This is a genomic window from Pararhizobium sp. IMCC3301 (assembly GCF_030758315.1).
Lineage (GTDB): Bacteria > Pseudomonadota > Alphaproteobacteria > Rhizobiales.
On record NZ_CP132336.1, the window covers coordinates 3,839,359 to 3,859,199 of the forward strand.

General features: G+C 56.4%; 15 protein-coding genes. 12 read left to right on the forward strand and 3 right to left on the reverse strand.

Annotation, left to right across the window (positions count from 1 at the left end; translation table 11 throughout):
* The 10 genes from RAL88_RS18460 (at position 1) to RAL88_RS18505 (ending at position 12,952) form a co-directional block, all read left to right on the forward strand.
* Positions 1-2,073, forward strand: coding sequence for a hydantoinase/oxoprolinase family protein (locus RAL88_RS18460; protein WP_371932114.1), 2,073 nt, complete (start codon positions 1-3; stop codon positions 2,071-2,073).
* Positions 2,073-3,719 carry a hydantoinase B/oxoprolinase family protein gene (locus RAL88_RS18465; protein ID WP_306265473.1) on the forward strand — a complete coding sequence of 549 codons (1,647 nt, stop codon included), beginning with the start codon at positions 2,073-2,075 and terminating at the stop codon, positions 3,717-3,719. Before RAL88_RS18460 ends, RAL88_RS18465 begins: the two co-directional genes overlap by 1 nt.
* Before the next feature lie 3 nt (positions 3,720-3,722).
* Positions 3,723-4,472, forward strand: coding sequence for an SDR family NAD(P)-dependent oxidoreductase (locus RAL88_RS18470; protein ID WP_306265475.1), 750 nt, complete (start codon positions 3,723-3,725; stop codon positions 4,470-4,472).
* A gap of 7 nt (positions 4,473-4,479) precedes the next feature.
* The gene (locus RAL88_RS18475; RefSeq protein WP_371932194.1) at positions 4,480-6,399 is read left to right on the forward strand and encodes a propionyl-CoA synthetase; all 1,920 of its coding nucleotides are present in this window, start codon (positions 4,480-4,482) and stop codon (positions 6,397-6,399) included.
* A 451-nt stretch (positions 6,400-6,850) separates the two neighbouring features.
* Entirely contained in the window at positions 6,851-7,765 is a 915-nt protein-coding gene (locus RAL88_RS18480) for an ornithine cyclodeaminase family protein (RefSeq protein WP_306265479.1), read from the forward strand.
* Between the two features lie 49 nt (positions 7,766-7,814).
* Positions 7,815-8,861 (forward strand): transporter substrate-binding domain-containing protein, encoded by a 1,047-nt coding sequence (locus tag RAL88_RS18485; RefSeq protein ID WP_306269753.1) that lies wholly within the window; start codon positions 7,815-7,817, stop codon positions 8,859-8,861.
* A gap of 105 nt (positions 8,862-8,966) precedes the next feature.
* Positions 8,967-10,064: an ABC transporter permease subunit gene (locus RAL88_RS18490; protein ID WP_306265480.1), complete on the forward strand. Its 1,098-nt coding sequence runs from the start codon at positions 8,967-8,969 to the stop codon at positions 10,062-10,064.
* Positions 10,024-11,166 carry an amino acid ABC transporter permease gene (locus RAL88_RS18495; protein WP_306265481.1) on the forward strand — a complete coding sequence of 381 codons (1,143 nt, stop codon included), beginning with the start codon at positions 10,024-10,026 and terminating at the stop codon, positions 11,164-11,166. The genes RAL88_RS18490 and RAL88_RS18495 overlap by 41 nt, the downstream gene beginning before the upstream one ends.
* A 4-nt stretch (positions 11,167-11,170) precedes the next feature.
* Complete coding sequence (locus RAL88_RS18500; RefSeq protein WP_306265482.1) at positions 11,171-11,920, forward strand: amino acid ABC transporter ATP-binding protein; 750 nt, start codon at positions 11,171-11,173, stop codon at positions 11,918-11,920.
* A gap of 9 nt (positions 11,921-11,929) precedes the next feature.
* The gene (locus tag RAL88_RS18505; RefSeq protein WP_306265484.1) at positions 11,930-12,952 is read left to right on the forward strand and encodes a proline racemase family protein; all 1,023 of its coding nucleotides are present in this window, start codon (positions 11,930-11,932) and stop codon (positions 12,950-12,952) included.
* 108 nt (positions 12,953-13,060) lie between these two features.
* Here RAL88_RS18505 and RAL88_RS18510 read toward each other — a convergent pair.
* Positions 13,061-13,815 (reverse strand): IS5 family transposase gene (locus RAL88_RS18510; protein WP_306265485.1). Its coding sequence is split into 2 segments (ribosomal slippage): positions 13,061-13,482 and positions 13,482-13,815, totalling 756 coding nucleotides; the frame shifts between segments, so codons are not numbered across the junction.
* Positions 13,816-14,049: 234 nt separating this feature from the next.
* On the reverse strand, positions 14,050-15,243 hold the full coding sequence (locus RAL88_RS18515) for an IS701 family transposase (protein ID WP_306265486.1): 1,194 nt from the start codon (positions 15,241-15,243) through the stop codon (positions 14,050-14,052).
* A 129-nt stretch (positions 15,244-15,372) separates the two neighbouring features.
* Here RAL88_RS18515 and RAL88_RS18520 point away from each other — a divergent pair, with 129 nt between their 5' ends.
* Positions 15,373-16,575, forward strand: coding sequence for an IS701 family transposase (locus RAL88_RS18520; protein ID WP_371932115.1), 1,203 nt, complete (start codon positions 15,373-15,375; stop codon positions 16,573-16,575).
* Positions 16,576-16,729: 154 nt separating this feature from the next.
* Here the strand turns inward: RAL88_RS18520 and RAL88_RS18525 are convergent, their stop codons facing one another.
* Positions 16,730-17,722 (reverse strand): LacI family DNA-binding transcriptional regulator, encoded by a 993-nt coding sequence (locus tag RAL88_RS18525; protein ID WP_306265487.1) that lies wholly within the window; start codon positions 17,720-17,722, stop codon positions 16,730-16,732.
* A 177-nt stretch (positions 17,723-17,899) separates the two neighbouring features.
* On the opposite strand from RAL88_RS18525, the gene RAL88_RS18530 reads away from it, so the two are divergent.
* Entirely contained in the window at positions 17,900-19,792 is a 1,893-nt protein-coding gene (locus RAL88_RS18530) for an ABC transporter substrate-binding protein (protein WP_306265489.1), read from the forward strand.
* The last annotated feature ends 49 nt before the right edge of the window (positions 19,793-19,841 follow it).

Consider the following 19,841-nt stretch of genomic DNA (forward strand, 5'->3'; position numbering starts at 1 on the left):
ATGAATCGCGTTGGCGTCGACATAGGCGGCACCTTTACCGATGTGGCGCTGGCACATGCTGGCGGGCTGTCCACCTGCAAGGTGCTGACCAATTACACGCATCCTGAGCAGGCGATCCTGGATGGGATGGCCAAAGCAGCTCAGCAAGCGGGCGTTTCTCTGAATCAGATCAGCCAGGTGATCCACGGAACTACCCTTGTGACAAATGCGCTGATCGAACGGCGCGGCGCGAAGCTGGCGTTCATCACCACCGAAGGGTTTCGCGATGTCATCGAGATGCGTTCGGAGAACCGGTTCGAGCAGTATGATCTGAACCTGTCCTTGCCCAAACCGATGGTGCCGCGTGAGGACCGACTGACGCTGAACGAGCGCATGGGACCCAAGGGAGAGGTTCTGTTGCCGCTGGATTCGGCAGAGGTGGATGCGATGGTCGCGACCGTCCTGGCAGGCGATTATGACGCAGTCGCGATTGGCTTGATTCACTCATATGCCAATGACGCGCATGAGGTTCTGATGGCCAAGGCGCTTCGGGTGGCGCAACCGGACATGTCGATCTCCCTGTCGTCGGTGATATCGCCGCAGATGCGCGAGCTGCCGCGTTTCAATACAGTCATCGCCAATGCCTATGTGCAGCCTCAGGTGGCCGAATATCTGGGACATCTTGTGGCGCGCCTGCGCGATGCGGATATCGGCGCGCCAGTCTTTATGCTGCATTCCGCAGGCGGTCTGATTTCGGTCGAAACAGCGGCGGAGCAACCTGTGCGTTTGCTGGAATCCGGCCCCGCAGGCGGTGCAATTTTCGCCGCTGATTTTGCCCGTGCACATGATCTGGACAAGGTCCTGTCCTTTGACATGGGCGGGACCACGGCCAAGATTTGCCTTATCGAAAACGGTGCACCCAAGACTGCGAACACGTTTGAGGTCGCCCGGACCTATCGTTTCAAGAAAGGCTCCGGCATGACCGTTTCGACTCCGGTGGTCGAAATGGTCGAGATTGGCGCTGGCGGAGGCTCCATCGCATCGATCGATGGGCTTGGCCGTATTCAGGTTGGTCCGCGTTCTGCAGCCTCAGAGCCTGGTCCGGCCTGTTATGGCCGCGGCGGAGAAGAACCGACAGTCACGGATGCAAACCTGCTGCTGGGTCGTTTGGATCCCGACGACTTTGCAGGGGGGGCGATCCCGTTATCCGTGGAGGCCGCCGAGGCTGCGATGACATCGAAGCTGGCGAACGCTCTGGGCATGCAGACCAGTGACGCGGCCTTCGGCGTTACAGAGATGGTCGATGAGAACATGGCCAATGCCGCACGTGTTCACACAGTGGAAAATGGCCGCGACATCGAACATTTCACCATGATCGGCTTCGGCGGGGGCGCGCCGCTTCATGCTTGCCGCCTGTGCGAAAAGCTTGGCATAAAAGAACTTCTCATTCCGCCCGGGGCCGGAGTCGGCTCCGCAATCGGCTTCCTCAAAGCACCGTTCAGCTATGAGGCGACACGAGGGTTGTTTCAGCGCCTCGACGCCTTCGACGCGCCGGCCGTCAACACCGCTTTGAAGGAACTGGAGGGCGAGGCACAGGCGTTTGTCAGAGCTGGTGCGAGCGATGCAGAGACACACACCCGGCTCACCGCTTTTATGCGTTACGCGGGACAGGGCTGGGAAATACCCGTGGCGCTGCCCTTCAAACCCTTTGTCGATGCGGATTCCGGCGACATTTTGGCGGCATTCGAAGCCGCCTATGAGACGCTCTTTGGGCGCACCATTGACGGCTTGTCGATAGAAATCACCAACTGGTCTCTGGTCGTGGCCTCGGTTCTGCCAGAAGTGGTGCGGGCAATCCGGCACAGCAGCGGTACTTCAGCGCCGGCCGAACGGGTCCGGCAATTCTATGACGCCGCTCTGCGCAAGACCGTAGATGCACACGAAGTCCTGCGCAGCGCGCTATCTTCAGGCCGGAGCGTGCAAGGACCTGCCGTGATAGTCGAAGATGAAACCACCACAATTGTCACCTCCGCTTTTTTTGCCGTGGGACAGGGCGACGGAAGTTTACTTCTGCGCCGAAAGGACGACGCATGATGAGCCCAACCGCGATTGACTATCAAATCATGTGGAACCGCTTGATTGCGGTGGTCGAGGAGCAGGCAACAACGCTAATCCGAACCGCTTTCTCCACATCCGTCCGCGAGGCTGGCGATCTGTCGGCAGGGCTTTTCGACCGCCAAGGCAGGATGATGGCACAGGCGGTTACCGGCACGCCGGGGCATGTCAACGCGATGGCGGAAAGCGTCACTCATTTTGTGCGTGAAATTGGCGTGCAAAACATAAATGAAGGCGATGTTTTTATCACCAATGACCCTTGGCTTGGCACCGGGCATTTGCATGACATCACTGTAGTCTCGCCAACCTTCCGCGATAGTCAGCACATCGGCTTTTTTGCCAGTACCGCCCATGTCGTTGACATCGGTGGACGCGGTTTTGGACCGGATGGAAAGGAGGTCTTCGAAGAAGGCCTGTTGATTCCGATCATGAAATTTGCCGTGCGAGGAGATGTCTCGCAGGGTTTAATCCGCATCGTGCGCGCCAATGTGCGCGAGCCGGATCAGGTCGTGGGGGACATGTATTCGCTGGCTGCCTGTAACGAGGCGGGGGACCGGCGTTTGCAGACCATGATGGGCGAGTTCGGCATTGCCGATCTTGAAAGCCTCTCCGACTTCGTGATCGAGACCAGCCGGAAGGCGACCCATGCTGCTATCGCGAAAGTTCCGGATGGGACCTTTCAGCATACGATGCAGGTGGACGGTTATGAAGCGCCGGTGCAGATGGTGGTTCAACTGGACGTCGCGGGCGACAAGATCAAAGCTGATTTTACCGGCACATCAGGGATGAGCCGCTTTGGTGTCAATGTTCCAGAGGTCTATACCCGCGCTTACGCCTGCTACGGTCTAAAGTGTGCAATTGCGCCCGACGTGCCAAACAACACAGGCTCTCTGGAGCCGTTCGATATTACCGCTCCGGAAGGCTGCATCCTGGCGGCCAAACGCCCAGCTCCAGTGTCCGTGCGCCATGTGCTTGGGCATTTGGTGCCGGACGTTGTGCTCGGGGCGCTCCATCAGGCACTACCCCATACGGTACCGGCCGAAGGGGCCAGCGCACTTTGGAATATCCAGATTTCAGCGCGGCCCAGCGATCCTGACACCGGATTGCGCAACGCGGAAGTGTTGATGTTCAACTCCGGCGGCACAGGCGCGCGCCCTGGTTTGGACGGCCTCTCAGCCACGGCATTCCCTTCCGGCGTGTCAACAATGAGCGTTGAGGCGACCGAGCATGTCGGCCCGGTTACCGTATGGCGTAAGGATCTGCGCGACGGCTCTGGCGGTGCAGGAGCGTTTCGGGGCGGACTAGGCCAGATCATCGAGATTGAGCCACGCGAGGGATACGACTTTTTCTTCAACGCCATGTTCGATCGCGTAGAAAACGCCGCGCGTGGACGCGAAGGCGGCAGCGCAGGTGCAGCAGGGCGCGTCGAACTGGCCGATGGTAGGCGGCTGCACAGCAAGGGTAGACAACTGGTGAAGGCAGGTGAGCGTCTGAAGCTAAGCCTGCCCGGAGGCGGCGGCTACGGCACACCGTCTGAGCGTGACAAAACCAAGATAGCCGACGATCTTAGAGCAGGGCTGATCACGCCCGAACAAGCCAAGACAGAATACGGATATGAAGGATAAGCTATGACAGGTAAACCCATCGCATTGGTGACCGGCGGCGCTCAGGGAATCGGATACGCCTGCGCTGAGGCTCTGATGGAAGACGGCTACGACATGATCTTGGCCGATATCAATGCCGAAGGCGTCGCGGCGGCGGCAGAGGCACTCGGCGCTGTGGCAGGTATTGTCTGTGACATGGAAAACGTTGGTGCCATTTCGGCGATGTTTGACCAGATAGAAGCGGCTCACGGTCCGGTCCATGCGCTTGTCAACAATGCGGGTATCGCCATGCCCGGTGATTTCCTGAGTTATAATCTTGCTGCCTTTGAGAAGGTGATCAACGTCAACCTGCGCGGTGTTTTCATTGCAATGCAACGTGCCGCGCAAGCAATGGTAGCCGCAGGTATCGATGGGGCTATTGTGAACATGTCCTCTATCAATGCGCAGGTCGCAATCCCGGCCATTCCGGCCTATTGCGCGTCCAAGGGGGGCGTCATGCAACTGACCAAGGTTGCAGCACTGGCGCTGGCCAGGAACAACATTCGCGTGAACGCCGTTGGGCCAGGATCTATCGACACTGAGATGATGGCAGGTGTGAATGCGAATCCTGATGCGATGAAGATGGCTATGTCGCGTACGCCGTTGCAGCGCATGGGGACCGCGCGCGAGATCGGCGATGTCGTTGCGTTCCTGTGCTCGAAGAAGGCGAGCTACGTCACAGGCGAGACGATCTATGTCGATGGTGGCCGCCTTGGCCTGAACTACACGTGCTAGGATGGAATTGATGTCTGGCTATGACGCAGTATATTCGGCATGGCAGGCAGACCCTGTTGGGTTCTGGGCCGAGGCGAGCGCAGAAATTGACTGGTTTTCGCCGCCGCGTCATATCTTCAACGCGGACAGGGGGGCCTATGGCCGTTGGTTTGACGGGGCCACCTGTAACACCTGTTACAACTGTGTCGACCGCCATGTGAAGGCTGGGCACGGCGGCCGCACTGCCTTGATCTATGACAGCCCTGTCACGGGCGCGGTACAAAGTTTCACATATGCCGAGCTTCAGGATCAGGTGAGCGCGCTGGCATATGTGTTGCGCGCGCGGGGTGTCGGGAAAGGGGATCGGGTCGTGATTTATATGCCCATGGTCCCACAGGCCGTTTTTGCGATGCTGGCCTCCGCCCGTCTGGGGGCGATCCATTCGGTTGTCTTTGGCGGGTTTGCGGCGCAGGAATTAGCAACCCGGATCGACGACGCGGCCCCCAAAGCGATCATTTCCACCTCTTGTGGGATTGAACCCGGGCGGGTGATTGCCTACAAGCCGCTGCTGGACGAAGCCATCGAGCTGTCACAAAACAAGCCTCAGACCTGCGTGATACTGCAACGCGACATGCTTACCGCTGATCTTACCGAAGGGCGCGATATCGATTATGAGCAGGTCGTTGCTACGGCCCTGTCTGCGGGTGATGGAACGGAATGCGTGGCCGTGGAGGCAACCGATCCACTCTATATACTTTATACATCCGGTACGACCGGCCAGCCCAAGGGCGTTGTGCGCGACAATGGCGGGCACATGGTCGCGCTCAAATGGACCATGCAGCATCACTACGGCATCCAGCCGGGAGAGGTATTTTGGGCTGCGTCAGATGTGGGTTGGGTGGTTGGCCATTCCTACATCTGCTACGGGCCCTTGCTGCACGGCGCCGCCACTGTGGTTTATGAGGGCAAGCCTGTCGGCACACCGGACGCGGGCGCCTTTTGGCGTGTAATACAAGACCACAAGGTCGTCGCGATGTTCACTGCGCCGACGGCGTTCCGTGCGATAAAAAAGGAAGACCCCAAGGGCGCGCTTCTGGGTCAATATGACCTATCCGGTTTCCGTACCCTCTTTCTTGCTGGTGAACGGTCTGATCCTGCGACGATCGAATGGGCACAGGACAAGCTGGATCGCCCAGTGATCGACCATTGGTGGCAGACCGAGACAGGCTGGGCCATGTCGGGCAATCCTGTCGGACTTGGTGCGTTCCCGATCAAACTGGGATCACCTGGCAAACCGATGCCGGGCTATGAAATCAGTGTTCTGGACGATAAAGGCAACCCTGTGCCGCCGGGTACCCTGGGGAATATCGTATGCAAACTGCCCTTGCCTCCCTCCGGCTTTCCCACACTCTGGAACGCCGAAGTGCGGTATCGCAGTTCCTATATGGAAGAGTTTCCGGGGTACTACGCGACGTCTGATGCCGGTATCATTGATGAAGAAGGCTATGTCTTCATCATGGCACGCACTGATGACATCATCAACGTCGCCGGCCACCGGCTGTCCACGGGCGCGATGGAAGAGGTTATCGCCGGTCATCCCGACATTGCCGAATGTGCTGTTGTCGGCATGGCAGATCCATTGAAAGGGCAGTTGCCGCTTGGGTTCTACGTGACAAACGATGGGGCGAACCGTGAGCCGGACGACATAGAAGCCGAACTTGTGAGGCTCGTGCGCGCCAAGATAGGTGCCGTTGCCGCCTTCAAGACGGCAGTTTCGGTAAAGAGACTGCCCAAAACGCGGTCGGGCAAGATATTGCGCAGCACCATGCAGAAAATTGCCGATGGTGCAAACTTCAAAATTCCGGCCGCGATTGATGACCCCGTCATCCTGACAGAAATATCCGAGGCGCTGGAGCGGCGTGACTTGATTGGAATACATCAGGATTGATCACACGCATAAGACAGACGCGACGAGAAAATTCGTCTGGCACAAAGGGCTTGTATCCCTGTGTGGCCGGATTGACATTGTCGGCAGCGTGAGCCGGGCAGACGGTCGATGTCCGGCCCGCCTTGACGCGCTGCCGAGCGAGGCGGGACAGGATAAAAATACATGCTCACGGCGCAAATCCGGCCGTTTGACAGAGCCGGTTTTGCAGAAATGAATGCTATTTTTGACAGCCGCGTGCTGCCAGGGCCTGCAAGCGGGAAGTGCTGCAAGTTGAGATCATTAGCACCGATGCTTTGCTGGATGGGCCGAGATTGCGAATTGAACCGCATCTACGCTGGTTGTTCTGTATATCAGTACACAAATGCTGCATATTGACACAAACGGCTTGTCTCTGCTAGAGTTGACGCGATTGCAGGCTAAAGGAGATAGCACTTTGGAGAATGGGGAATCTGTGGCGTCCAGTGTTCCGGTCCTTTCTGAACAGGATGTGGCTTCCATTTTGACTTATGCGCAGCTTATTCCGCTGATGCGTGAGACATTGATTGCCTTTTCCGCCGGGTCGATCCTGCAACCGGTGCGTCAGATGCTCGTCGTTGAAGAACAGGAACGCTACCTGGGAATTATGCCCGCTGTGACGCCTGATGCGATGGGTGCGAAGCTGGTGTGTTTCTATCCAAAAAATGCGCAATTTGACCGCCATACGCATCTTGCATCCATTGCGCTCTTTGATCCGGAATTTGGCACGCCGCTAGCGTTTCTGGACGGGCGGTTGATTACTGAAATGCGCACTGCCGCAACTTCAGCGGCAGTGACACAGGTGCTCGCGGCGCCGCAGAGCCGGTCACTGGCTCTGATCGGCAGCGGCGTACAGGCAAAAGCGCATCTGTACGCATTGCGTGAGATTTTCCCGATCGAAGATGTGCGGGTCTGGAGCCAGACAGCTTCTAACGCTGAACGATTTGCCGAAACCCACGGCGCGCGCGCGATGTCGGCTGCTGATGCAGTAGATGGAGCCGACATTGTCGTATGTGCGACAAGCGCCCGCACTCCGGTTTTGCAAGGCGCATGGCTTAAACCCGGTGCCCATGTCAACTCGGTAGGATCACCCCGTCCGGACTGGCGTGAGCTGGATGATGCGGTGATGGCGGAAACCGTAATCGTGGATTCATACGAAGCAGCGCAGAAAGAGGCGGGTGACGTGATACTTTCAGGGGCGTCCATCTTTGCCGAAGCCGGAGAGGTCTTAGGCGGCCGCAAGCAGGTTGACCGCGCAGCAACCACAATTTTCAAATCCGTAGGTATCGCGTGCGAAGACTTAGCCGCAGCACGCCTTGTTTTCAACCTGCACAAGCGGGCAGTCCGATGAAACACCAAAACCAACAGTCAATCAAAAACCAATCAGGAGAGACTAAGTGATGAAGACTTACATGAAGAATGTTGGCGCTGCCGTTGCGTTTTGCATTGCTGCATCGGGGTCGGGACTTGCCCAGGGTGCTGACCCGGCTCCGACCGTCGCTACCATCGTTGAGCGCGGCAAACTGCTCTGCCCGAGCCATAACGGGTCTTATCGCGGTTTTGCGGAAGTTGATGACAAGGGCGTGTGGCGTGGCCTCGACATCGATCTGTGTCATGCCATGGCTGCTCAGATTCTTGGCGACAAAGACGCGGTCGAGTTCATTCCCCTCAGCTGGGCACAGCGTTTTCCGGCGCTTCAGTCTGGGGACATTGATGTTATTATCAAGCTGACGGAATGGACAATGTCGCGTGACTTGGAGTTGAACTTGCAGTACTCGCGGCCATATTTCCTGGGCGGGACGCAGTTTGCGGCAAAGCGCAACCTTGGCATCACGTCTGCAAAGGAGCTTGAAGGCGCAACTATCTGCGGCGAAGCAGGCACATCGACGGTCCGTCATGCGGCCAACTATCTTGAGGGTCTGGGTCTGAAATACAACCTGGTCCAGTATGAAAAGCAGGAAGAAGCACAGGCCGCATTTGACGCCAACCGCTGCGATGCCTTCATCGGCTGGGGGCCAAATCTGGCTGTATTTCTGACAGATGCCGAAGGCGGCCTCGACGCGAATATGATCCTGCCTGAACTGGTTAATATGGGGCCTCAGTCCATTGCGCTGCGTCAGGGTGAAGACCGGATGGTCGACACCGCCAACTGGATGCTGACCGTTTTGCTTGCGGCTGAGTATTACGGCGTGTCGTCTGAAAATGTTGATGACATGCGCGCTGATCCGCCCAATCCGCAGATTGCGCGTATGCTGGGCGTTGACCCGGGCCTTGGCGATCGTTTGGGCCTGTCCAATGACTGGGGCTACAACATGATCAAGCAAGTCGGCAATTACGCTGAAATCTATGATCGGAATTTGGGCGAAAACTCTCCCTACAAACTTCCCCGAGGGATCAACAACCTATGGAACAACGGCGGCGTTTTGTTCCCATTCACGATCGACTGACGCACCAGGACCGGAGGCAAAAGCGCCTCCGGATCCTACGTTTGATAGGGGCTTCCCTTGACTAGATACATGAAGAAAAGGTTGCTTCAGACAGCCTTTGTATCCGTGCTGATTCTGATCTTTGGTGGCTTCATCCTGACTGCGCATAACAGTTTGAGCGAGCAGGGCATCACTTCGGGCTTCGGGTTTCTGGAACGAGGAACCGGGTGGGACATGGGCTTTGCCTTTCTGCCGACCTCAATAAGTGATCCGTACTGGTATACGCTGCTTATGGGATTTTTGAACACAGTCATCGTGGGCTATGTCGCGATGGCATTCGCAACCTTCATCGGCGTCGGATTGGCAGGAATGAGGATCTCCAGCAATCCTGTGCTGAACATGACTGCTCTCATCTATGTGGATCTGATCCGCAATATTCCCCCGATCCTTCAGGTTCTTGCTTGGTATGGTCTCTTCTCTACATTCCCAGCGCCCCGGCAAGCGTTTCAGTTTGGAGAGAGCGTGTTCATATCCGCTCGCGGTGTTTATATGCCCGCGCTAAATATTTCGGGCTATGCGACGGTCGCCATTGCCGTCATCATCATGGTGGCCATCGGCCTCACTCTCTGGGTAGGCTTTGGCAAGCGTTTCACATTTGTCAGTGTGCTCCGCAAAACGGCGTTTGCTGGTCAGATCGTTGCCGGCGCAGCTGCGCTTATCGCTCTGCACTGCATCGCGTTCCGCATCCCCGACACCGGGCTTTTGTCTTTTCCGGAGCTCAAAGGTTTCAACTTCCGCGGTGGCATGAGCCTCACGCCGGAGCTGTTGACAATCCTTGTTGCGACGATGATCTACGGCTCCGCCTATGTCGCCGAGATCGTGCGCGGCGGCATCCTGTCGGTCGATCCCGGTAAAGTCGAAGCTGGTCGCGCATTGGGGATGAGCAGCTGGATGATCTTTTCACGAATCCAGCTGCCCATCACCGTTCAAAACATTCTACCCATGATGACCAATCTTTACGTCTGGCTGATCAAAGCTACGACGCTTGGTATTGCGGTTGGGTTTTCAGACATGTTTGCGGTGTCTGTCTCATCGATCAATCAGTCAGGTCAGACGATTGAGTTTATTCTTATTCTGGCAGCATCCTTCTGGATCCTGAACAACGGGCTTGTGTGGATATTGAATGGTTTCGGTGCACGCATACACCGCAAACAGGCAAGGTAGGTTCATGACAGAGGTTGCCCAAACTCTTTGGAATAACCCGCCAAATGAAGACGGGCTTTTTGCGCGGATCGTTTCCTACAGCCGCAAGCATCCCGTCTTGACCATTCTTTCGGTGCTGCTGATCCTGGTCGTACTGCGCACACTCTACGGAATTTTCGACTGGGCGGTATTGCGCGGCGTCATCAACTCACCTGACTCTCAGCTTTGCCGTGTCGAAGGGGCAGGGGCGTGCTGGGCCGTCATCCAAGAGCGCTGGCGCATCATCATCTACGGACTTTACCCCTACGATCAACAGTGGCGTTCGTCCGTCGCCTGTTTGATCATCCTGGTGACAGGGGTATTGTCCTGCATGCCCGTGTTCTGGCGGTTTTCGCGCATAGCGCCACTTTGGATCTTGGGCTTTGGCGGGTTTACCATATTGATGAGCGGAGGTATTTTCGGCCTTCAGTCTATCCCGGTCCGCCAGTGGGGCGGGTTGTCCCTGACGTTTTTCGTGTTCTCCTGCGTGACGATCCTGACAATGCCCACCTCGATTCTGCTGGTACTTTTACGCCAATCGAGCCTGCCTTTGGTTTCGCACTCGGTTCAGGTGATCATCGACTTTGTTCGCTCGCTTCCGCTGCTGGTCGTGCTGTTCGTTGCGGCGGTTGTATTGCCTTTTGGCTTGCCGGACTTCCTGATCGGCGAGAAACTGTTTCGGGTGATCGCAGGCTTCACGCTCTATGTAAGCTGCTATCAGGCGGAGATTCTGCGCGGCGGTATTCTAAGCCTCCCATCTGGTCAGGACGAAGCGGCGAAAGCCCTGGGTCTGGGATACTGGCACCGGGTCAGCCGGATCATTCTCCCGCAGGCGTTCAAAGTGACCTTACCCTCAACCATCAATCAAATCGTCATCATCTTCCTTGAAACACCACTTATCGTCATCATTGGATTTTTCGAAGTCCTGGCTTCGGGAAGTGCCGCCTTTGGCACGGCCGAATGGGGAATCGCTTCCAAGGAAGTCTATATTTTCATCGGCGTCATCTTCTTCGTTTTCTCACTCAGCCTGTCCCGATATGGCGCGTATCTCGAAACGCGCCTCAGCAAACGCGATCGGACGTAAAAACATGCCAATAGACAGTCAACTCGCGGTTTCCATCGAACACCTTAATAAATACTATGGCTGCTATCATGCGCTGCGTGACATTAACCTCGGTGTTCGTGAAGGGGAGCGGATTGTCATCTGCGGTCCTTCGGGATCAGGTAAATCGTCGCTTATCCGATGCGTCAACCAGCTGGAAGAGCATCAGAACGGCAACATTGAAATATTCGGAACACAAATCAATGCGCAATTGCCCAATATTGACGCGATGCGGCGGCTCACAGGTATGGTGTTCCAGAACTTCAATCTGTTTCCCCACATGACTGTGTTGGAGAATTGCATTTTGTCTCCTGTTCTTGTGAACAAGACAGATCGCGGCACGGCCGAAGAGATTGCCCGTGAATATCTCGCCAAGGTTCATATCCCCGATCAGGCCAATAAGTATCCCGCGCAGCTGTCTGGCGGGCAGCAACAACGAGCCGCGATTGCGCGTGCGCTTTGCATGAAACCTCGAATCATGCTCTTCGACGAGCCCACCTCTGCTCTTGACCCTGAGATGATTTCTGAAGTGCTGGATGTGATGGTCGAAGTGGCCACCGAAGGGATGACCATGCTTTGTGTAACGCATGAGATGGCCTTTGCCCGAAAAGTTGCGGACCGCGTAATTTTTATGGATGCAGGTGAGATTGTGGAAGAAAGCGAACCACAGGCCTTTTTTGACGCGCCGCAGACGGATCGCGCGCGCAAATTCCTCGATCAAGTCCTTCAACATTAAGGCTGCGTCATGCGGTGGAAACGCACGTTACAATTGGTCGATGTTCATTGCGGCGGCGAAGTCGGTCGTGTTGTGATGTCTGGTGTCCTCGATGTGCCCGGTGCCACCATGGCGACCAAACTGGATCATATCAACACCGTGGACGACAGTCTGCGGCGCCTGCTGACGCTTGAGCCGCGCAGCGGGCCTGCCGGAGGGGTTGTTCTGCTTGTCCCCTCGACCAGACCTGATGCGGATGTCGGGTTGATTGTTTTGCTTGCAGACGCGGCCCATGCCATGTCCGGCTCCAACGCAATGTGCGCTACGACTGCATTGTTGGAAACGGGCACAATAAAGATGACAGAGCCGGAGACACAGGTCGTCTTTGACACCGCGGCGGGGCTGGTGACAGCCATTGCGAAATGTCGGGATGGCAGGGTCGAACAAGTCAGCATCGACATGCCACCATCCTTTGTTGAACGCACAGCCGTTCAACTTGACGTATCGGATCTAGGCAGCATAGCGCTCGACATCTGTTTTGGGGGCGTTTTCTACGCGATCGTCGACGCAGGGGAAATCGGACTGGATATCGTGCCGGAAAACGCCCGCGCGCTAGCGACCGCTGGCGTAAAAATCCGCAACGCTTTAGCCGTCGAAATTCCCGTCCAGCATCCGTCGATTCCTGAACTCAATTCTATCTCATATGCGATGTTCATTAAGAAAGCCGAAAACGGGGTCATTACGACATGCACCACGTTGCGACCGGGCCGCGCAGACCGCTCTGCCTGTGGGACAGGAAGCGCGGCTCTGATTGCGCGAGAATTTTCGCAAAATCACTTGGCGATTGGAGACACTTTGGTGACCAGGTCTATTATTGGTAGTTGCTTTAGTTCGACTATCACCGGGACAGAGCAAATTGGCCCTTTTTCTGCAGTTCGATCTCGCTTGACGGGACAATGCTGGCTGTTTGGTTTTAGCCAAATTGGGCTTGATCCGACAGACCCTTTTCCGACGGGTTTTACCCTTTCCGATACCTGGGGAGAGTCCCTATGAGATGTCGAGCACTACTTTAACAGGAATAAAACAAGGCGTCTGGAGCGGAAGCTGATGGTAGATCATTACCACCACATGACGGGACTGAACACCTAGGATCAGGACTCATTAAATCCACCATATGACGATTGCTGCGATAGTGATTGCAGCCATGAAAATGTCTGCGCCTCTGTCATAACGGGTTGCTATGCGCCGCCAGTCTTTGAGCCTGCCGAACATGTTTTCGACCTTATGACGCTGTTTGTATTGGCGTTTGCAGAATGTCGCAGGGTTGTTTCGGCCCTTGCGTGGTGGGATACATGAAGAAATACCTTTAGCCTTGAGTGCTGCACGATATTCATCGCTGTCATAACCCTTATCAGCGATCATGACTTTGGCATCTGGCAGTTCAGGGTAGATGATTTTGGCTCCGATGTGATCAGATACCTGGCCTGCTGTGAGTGCCATGATGATCGGTTTCCCCTCACCATTGACTACTGCATGCAGTTTAGAGTTCAGGCCGCCCTTCGTGCGCCCGATATGACGGGGTACATCCCTTTTTTTAAAAGACCGCAGGCTGTGCGGTGTGCTTTCAGGTGGGTCGCATCAATCATCAAGGTTTCAGGTTCTCCGTCTTCAGCCGACAAAGCACTGAAGATACGATCAAAAACACCCAATCGGCTCCACCGAACGAAGCGATTATACAGCGTCTTATGCGGGCCATATTCGGCAGGTGCATCGCGCCACCGAAGGCCATTTTTGATGACAAAGATAATCCCCGAAATCACTCGCCGATCATCCACACGGGGTGCGCCATGGGCTAGGGGGAAATATGGGCGCATCCGAGCGAACTGATGATCAGACAACCAAAACAAATCAGACATGACAAACCTCCATCTGTTGCCAGATTGAATCTGATTTTCTCAAGTATGAAAAGACGTAAATTAACGGGTCCTGAACCTAGCATTACAGTTGCGTTTTTAATTGTATATGTGCGTGTTTTGCAGCGGCTTGGTGCGCTCGTCGCCATATTGACCACGCGATAATGTGAGCGGGCTCAATGCGTCGTTGGCCGAGCCGAACCGCAATCCGCCGTACTTCCTGAATTGACCAGCGGATCAGTGTGGGGCCTGCGTGCGCATTCTTTTTGGGGGCGTTTTCTGGTTCGCCTTATGGCGGATGGCAGCCATCATCGCGAAGGCAAGCATAACGAGAGAGACGTGGCGGTTCCAGCCATGCCACGAGCGGGTTTCGTTATGATCAAGCCCGAGTTCATTCTTGGCCGTTTCAAAGCTGTCCTCGATTGCCCAGCGGTGACCTTCGACGCTGATGAGCCTGTCGATGCCCGTTTCCGCCGGGCACCAGGTCGTGAAGAACGCCAGGTCGCCATTGAAGATATGGCGCCGGATCAGCAGGCCTCGTGTCCATAAACCTGGGCGGCTCTCGTCGTACTCGGCCGCGTCAAGGTCGGCGAGTTCGAGATACGCCCAGTCGTGCAGCCTCGCCCCCTTGGTGCCGTGGCCCGCCGAGAGACGTTGCCATGCGGAAGGATCGAGATCCTGCGCGATCTCTGCTGCAGTGCCCGCAACCGCAGGCTTGCCAACCCACGAGCCGAAGTGATGGTTGGAGTTCACCCCCAGCACATAACCTTTGCCGGCACGACGCAGCGCCTGCTCGATATCGCCGACGCCGTAGACGCTGTCGGCGGCAACCCATGCGAACGGTGCATCTGCCGCGATTGCACGCTCGATCATGGTGAGCGCCAGCGCGGGCTTGGTCGCGAAGCCAATCGTCGTTGGAACATGCGCTTTGGTCAATCGGCTTGGATCACCAGTCCAACTCTTCGGCAGGTACAGCGCCCGGTCGATGAAGGCATGGCCGTGTTGCGAGACGTAAGCGGCAAAGACGCCGATCTGGCAATTGGTGATCTTGCCCGCAGAGCCGGTGTATTGACGCCCAACGCCACACGATCCCTTGCCCTGCTTGAGGAAGCCAGTCTCATCGATGACAAGCACCGCATCCTCGGTACCGAGCGATTCCACGACATAGTCGCGCACGATATCGCGCAATGCGTCGGCCTCCCACCGGCCCCGGCCAAGGATGGCCTGCTGTCGCCACGGTCCCGGATCACCCGCCGCTTCGGCGCGCATCCAGCCCGTCTTGCGCCGCTCGTCGCCCAGCAACCCGTCCAGAAACAACCCTGCCGATGCTGCCACGCGCTCCTGCGTGAACAATCCACGCATTCGTGCCTTCACATCGCGCAACGACGACGCCCAAAGCTCCAGCGTCGTCTCAATCGATCCATACGTCATCCACGGCCTCCTGACATGGAGACCTATTGATTCAGACTGTCAGACAATATGCAACTGTAATGCTAGCATTACAGTTGCATTTATTATCGTCTTCTGAATCTCTGGATCTTGATGATTCGGAGGTTGTGAATGACGGGTACATCGATAGAGGCGACGCTTGAGCTTTGGGCGTCTTGCTTGCGGGATGTAAAAGCGCGCATGCGTCCGCTTTTCAGTCAGGACCGGGTAGCAGCTTCGGCCGGCGCGTTTCTGGACGGTCTGCTTGGCGATGAGCGGCGCAAGACCGGCTGGATGCGGGCGGAGGCTGCGGGCGATCCGGGTCCTTGGCGTCAGCAAGCCATTTTGGGCCGCGGCCACTGGGATGCTGACGGTCTGCGCGACATCGTCCGGGATTACGCGCTTGAGAGCTTGGCCGACGCGGACGCGGTTCTGGTCATTGACGAGACCGGGTTCTTGAAGCAGGGCAAGGCCTCCTGCGGTGTTGGTCGTCAGTACACGGGATCGGCGGGCAAGATCACCAACTGCCAGATCGGGGACTTTGCCGCCTATGTCTCGCGTCATGGTCATTGCTTCATCGACCGGGCGCTTTATCTGCCGAAGGCATGGACGGATAATGCGGACCGTATGGCTGCGGCCCATGTGCCCTCGCAGGTTGGCTTTGCGACCAAACCCTCGATCGCCGTGGCAATGATCGAGCGGGCGCTTGCCGCGGGCGTGCCATTCAGTTGGGCGGCGGCGGACAGTGTTTACGGCGTCGGCGATATCGAAACCGCACTACGGCGTGCCGGCAAAGGCTACGTGCTCGGGGTGAACGCCAACCATCTCTTCAATTCATGGGCAAAGCCTCAGCCTGTCGGTGGAACCGCAAAGGACATTGCACAGGCCCTCAGTGAGACGGCATGGCAACGCCTGTCGGCAGGGAACGGCACAAAAGGCGCACGTTTGCATGACTGGGCCTATCTCGAACTGGCTGACCTTGACGCGGATGAATACGATGAACGCCGGTCTGGCTTATGGACACAGGGCCTTTTGATCCGCAGAAACATCGCCGATGGCGATCTGGCCTACTTTTCCACATGGTGTCCGGCGGCAACACCCATCGAAACATTGGTGAAGGTGGAGGGTCGTCGCTGGGCGATCGAGGACAGCTTCGAAACCGCCAAGAACGCGCTTGGCCTTGACCACAACGAAACCCGCTCTTGGCACGGCTGGCACCGTCACGTCTCGCTGGTCATGCTTGCCTTCGCTATGATGGCGACAATCCGCCATTGCGCAAACACCGGGCCGCCCCCTAAAACGATCCGCGCCATAAAGGGCAAAATCCGCAACTGATCCGCTGGTCGGTCCAGGAAATCCGGCGGATCGCCATTCGGCTGGCCCAACGACAAATCGAACCGGCACACATCATCGTATGGTCACTTTGGAGGCGGGCACATCAGGCCGCTGCACAACAAGCCCATATCAAACAAAAAATGCAACTGTAATGCTAAATTGGTGTGCGCCAATCTATCGTCAGGGGCGCAGTTGAACCGCGCTCGATCAGCATGTTCGGGATCAATAGGCGCATCGGTGCAAGTTTTAGCGAGGGGTGTCTCAGGCGGGTGTCGAGTCGTCGCACGGCCGCACGGCCAAATTCCTGTGCTTTTATTTTGACAGTGGTCAGGGTTGGGCTAACCTGAAGGGCGGGGCTGAAATCTCCGAAACCCACGACCGAAACGTCGCGCGGAATGCGCCAGCCACGCGACAGGATGTCAGAATAGGCGGTGATAGCCAGCCCGTCGTGACCGCAGAAAAAAGCGGTTGGATGGCCACCCTCGGCCAGAACCCGGTCGAGCCCTTGGGTAAACGTCGTGTCGCCACCCCATGTCACGTCATAGCAGGTCATGCCAAGTGTCGCCTCGACCACTTCCTGCAGGCCCAGCAGACGTTCCCGCCGACCGCGCAAATCGATGTCGCCATGGACAAAGACAATCTCGCGGTGGCCCAGATCATAGAGATATGTGCCGGTGGCAACGCCAGCCTCGCGGTCGGTGCCGCCGACGAGATCAACTTGTTCCAACGGATCGGCCCAACCAGACCGCACCACGGGTTTGGCGCTATTCATGATCTGCGCCAGTGAGGGTTTGTGCTGCACATTGACTGAGAAAATGGCGTCGCAGCCGTCAATGAACTTCTTGAGATCGCCGTCTCCGGCGGTCCAATGGGCGCGGATCGTGTAGCCAAGGCGCGCCGCCTCGCTTTGCAGGCCGTTTTGAATCTGGACGTTCATCTCGCCGTTGGCGTGATCTTCGACATCGAAAACCGCGCCGATGATGAAGGTGTTGCGCGTCGGGCGGTTGTACCCAAGGTTTGTAGCTGCCTCGATCACACGGGCACGTGTGGTCTCACTGACGCCCGGCTTGCCGGACAGCGCGCGGGAGACAGCGAACTTGGACAGACCGGTTTGTTCGGCGATGATTCGGAGGGTAATTTTACTCATCCGTGCCTCATGGTGTTGCCGCAATGCGGCGGGTTTTGGTCAACTTATTGATTTCCAACGATTGCGCTGTGTTTGCTAATTCAGAAACCTTTCTTTTACATAACGCTTTACCTAACGATATTCGATGTATGATGCTATGGGGGAACCAAAATATTGTTTTTTTCTGGGAGAAACAGCATGAACAGGATTGGCAGACGTAGCTTTATTATGTCCACTACTGCCCTTGTCGGGGTCGCATTGAGCGGCATTCCGGCATTTGCACAAGAGGTTGATTTACCACCTCAAGACGCAAGATTACCCGAAAACCCACTGATTATAACACCAACGGACCGGCCGGGCGCGCAGGGTGGCACTTGGAACCACGCACTTGTTGGTGGTGGATCCTTGTCGATGCTGATCCGCTATCAGGGTTACGAGCCACTGGTGCGTTTTACTCCGGACTGGTCTGGCCTGGAGGCTAACGTTGCAGAAAGTTATGAAGTCAACGCGGATTCAACGGTCTATACCTTCCACTTGCGCAAGGGGCATAAATGGTCAGATGGCGAACCTTATACGACCGAAGACATCCGTTTTTGGTATGAAGACATTTTTCAGGACCCCGAGGCCCCATCGACCAAAGGCCAGAGTTATTGGCAGGCCAACGGCGAAGTTGCGAAAATTGAGATTGTCGATGAAACGACCTTCCGCGTTGTCTTCGCTTCGCCCAATGGTTTTTTTGCCCAGGGTCTTGCATGGGCCAACCAGGATCAGCTGACAAAAGCACCTGCCCATTACCTCAAGCAGTTTCATATAAGGTATAATCCAAAAGCCAATGAACTGGCGCAAGAGCGAGGGTTTGAAAGCTGGGTTGCGCTGTTTGCACGCGAGCACGGTCTGGATGAGGACAACGTTCATTTCCAGAACTCGGCCCGTCCGACCTTGAATGCATGGAAATTCACATCAGCACCAGGCGAAGACACCGAGCGCGCCATCGCCAAGCGCAACCCCTATTACCACAAGGTCGATACCGAAGGGACACAACTGCCCTATTTCGATCAGGTGGTTTATCAGATGGTTGCTGATCCGGAGGTTCTGCTGTTGAAGACCCTTCAGGGTGAAATCGACATGATGGACCAATACATCGCCACGCCAGCAAACAAGCCGGTGTTGTTCGACGGTAAGCAGGATGGGGACTATGATTTCTATTCCCTGAAAGAAACCGCTGCGAATGTAATGGTGTTCCAGTTGAATCTGAACCACACTGATGCGGTCAAGAACGAGCTCTACAATAACATCGAGTTCCGTCAGGCGCTATCGGTTGCCATTAACCGGCAGGATCTGATTGACGCGGTGTTCGTTGGGCAGGGCAAGCCAGCGCAGCCTTCGATCAACGACAGCGATCCGCTCTATAATGAACGGCTGGCGACGCAGTTCACGCAGTACGATCCTGATCTGGCCAACAAGATGCTTGATGCCATCGTGCCTGAGCGGGATGGGGACGGTTATCGCCTTGATCCATCGGGGCGGCGCCTGTCGATTCTGTTTGAGATTGATCAGGTGCGGTCGACGTTTATCGACATGTTCGAATTGGCAATCCCTATGTTCCAGGCCGTGGGCATTGATGCACAAATCCGCACGATGGACCGCTCTCTTTGGGAAACACGGGTGCGCAATGGTCGCGACTTTGACGCCTCGGCGCATCAATTTGGCGCTAATGGTGGCATAGCTGCGATGCTCGATCCACGGTACTTCGTACCCTACAGCACCAACTCAATCTATGCGCCGGGCTGGTCGCTTTACTTCAGATCGCCCGACAACCCGGATGCGATTGAGCCACCGCAGGAGATCAAAGATCAGCAACAGCGCTATCGCGATCTGCTGGCCACCGGTGATCTGGCGGCGCAGCAGGCCAAGATGGCCGAGATACTCGAGGCTGCTGCGGATCAATTCCTTGTCTTTGGCGTCTCACTGCCGCCGAACGGATATGGTGTGGTCAAGAATGATATGGTCAACACCATGCCAGTAATGGCCAACAGCTTTGGGTGGCCAACACCGGGGCCGTCAAGGCCGGAGCAGTTCTTCAAGAACTGATCGTTTGATACCAATGTGCGGCCCGGTTTCTTCCCGACGGGCCGCACGC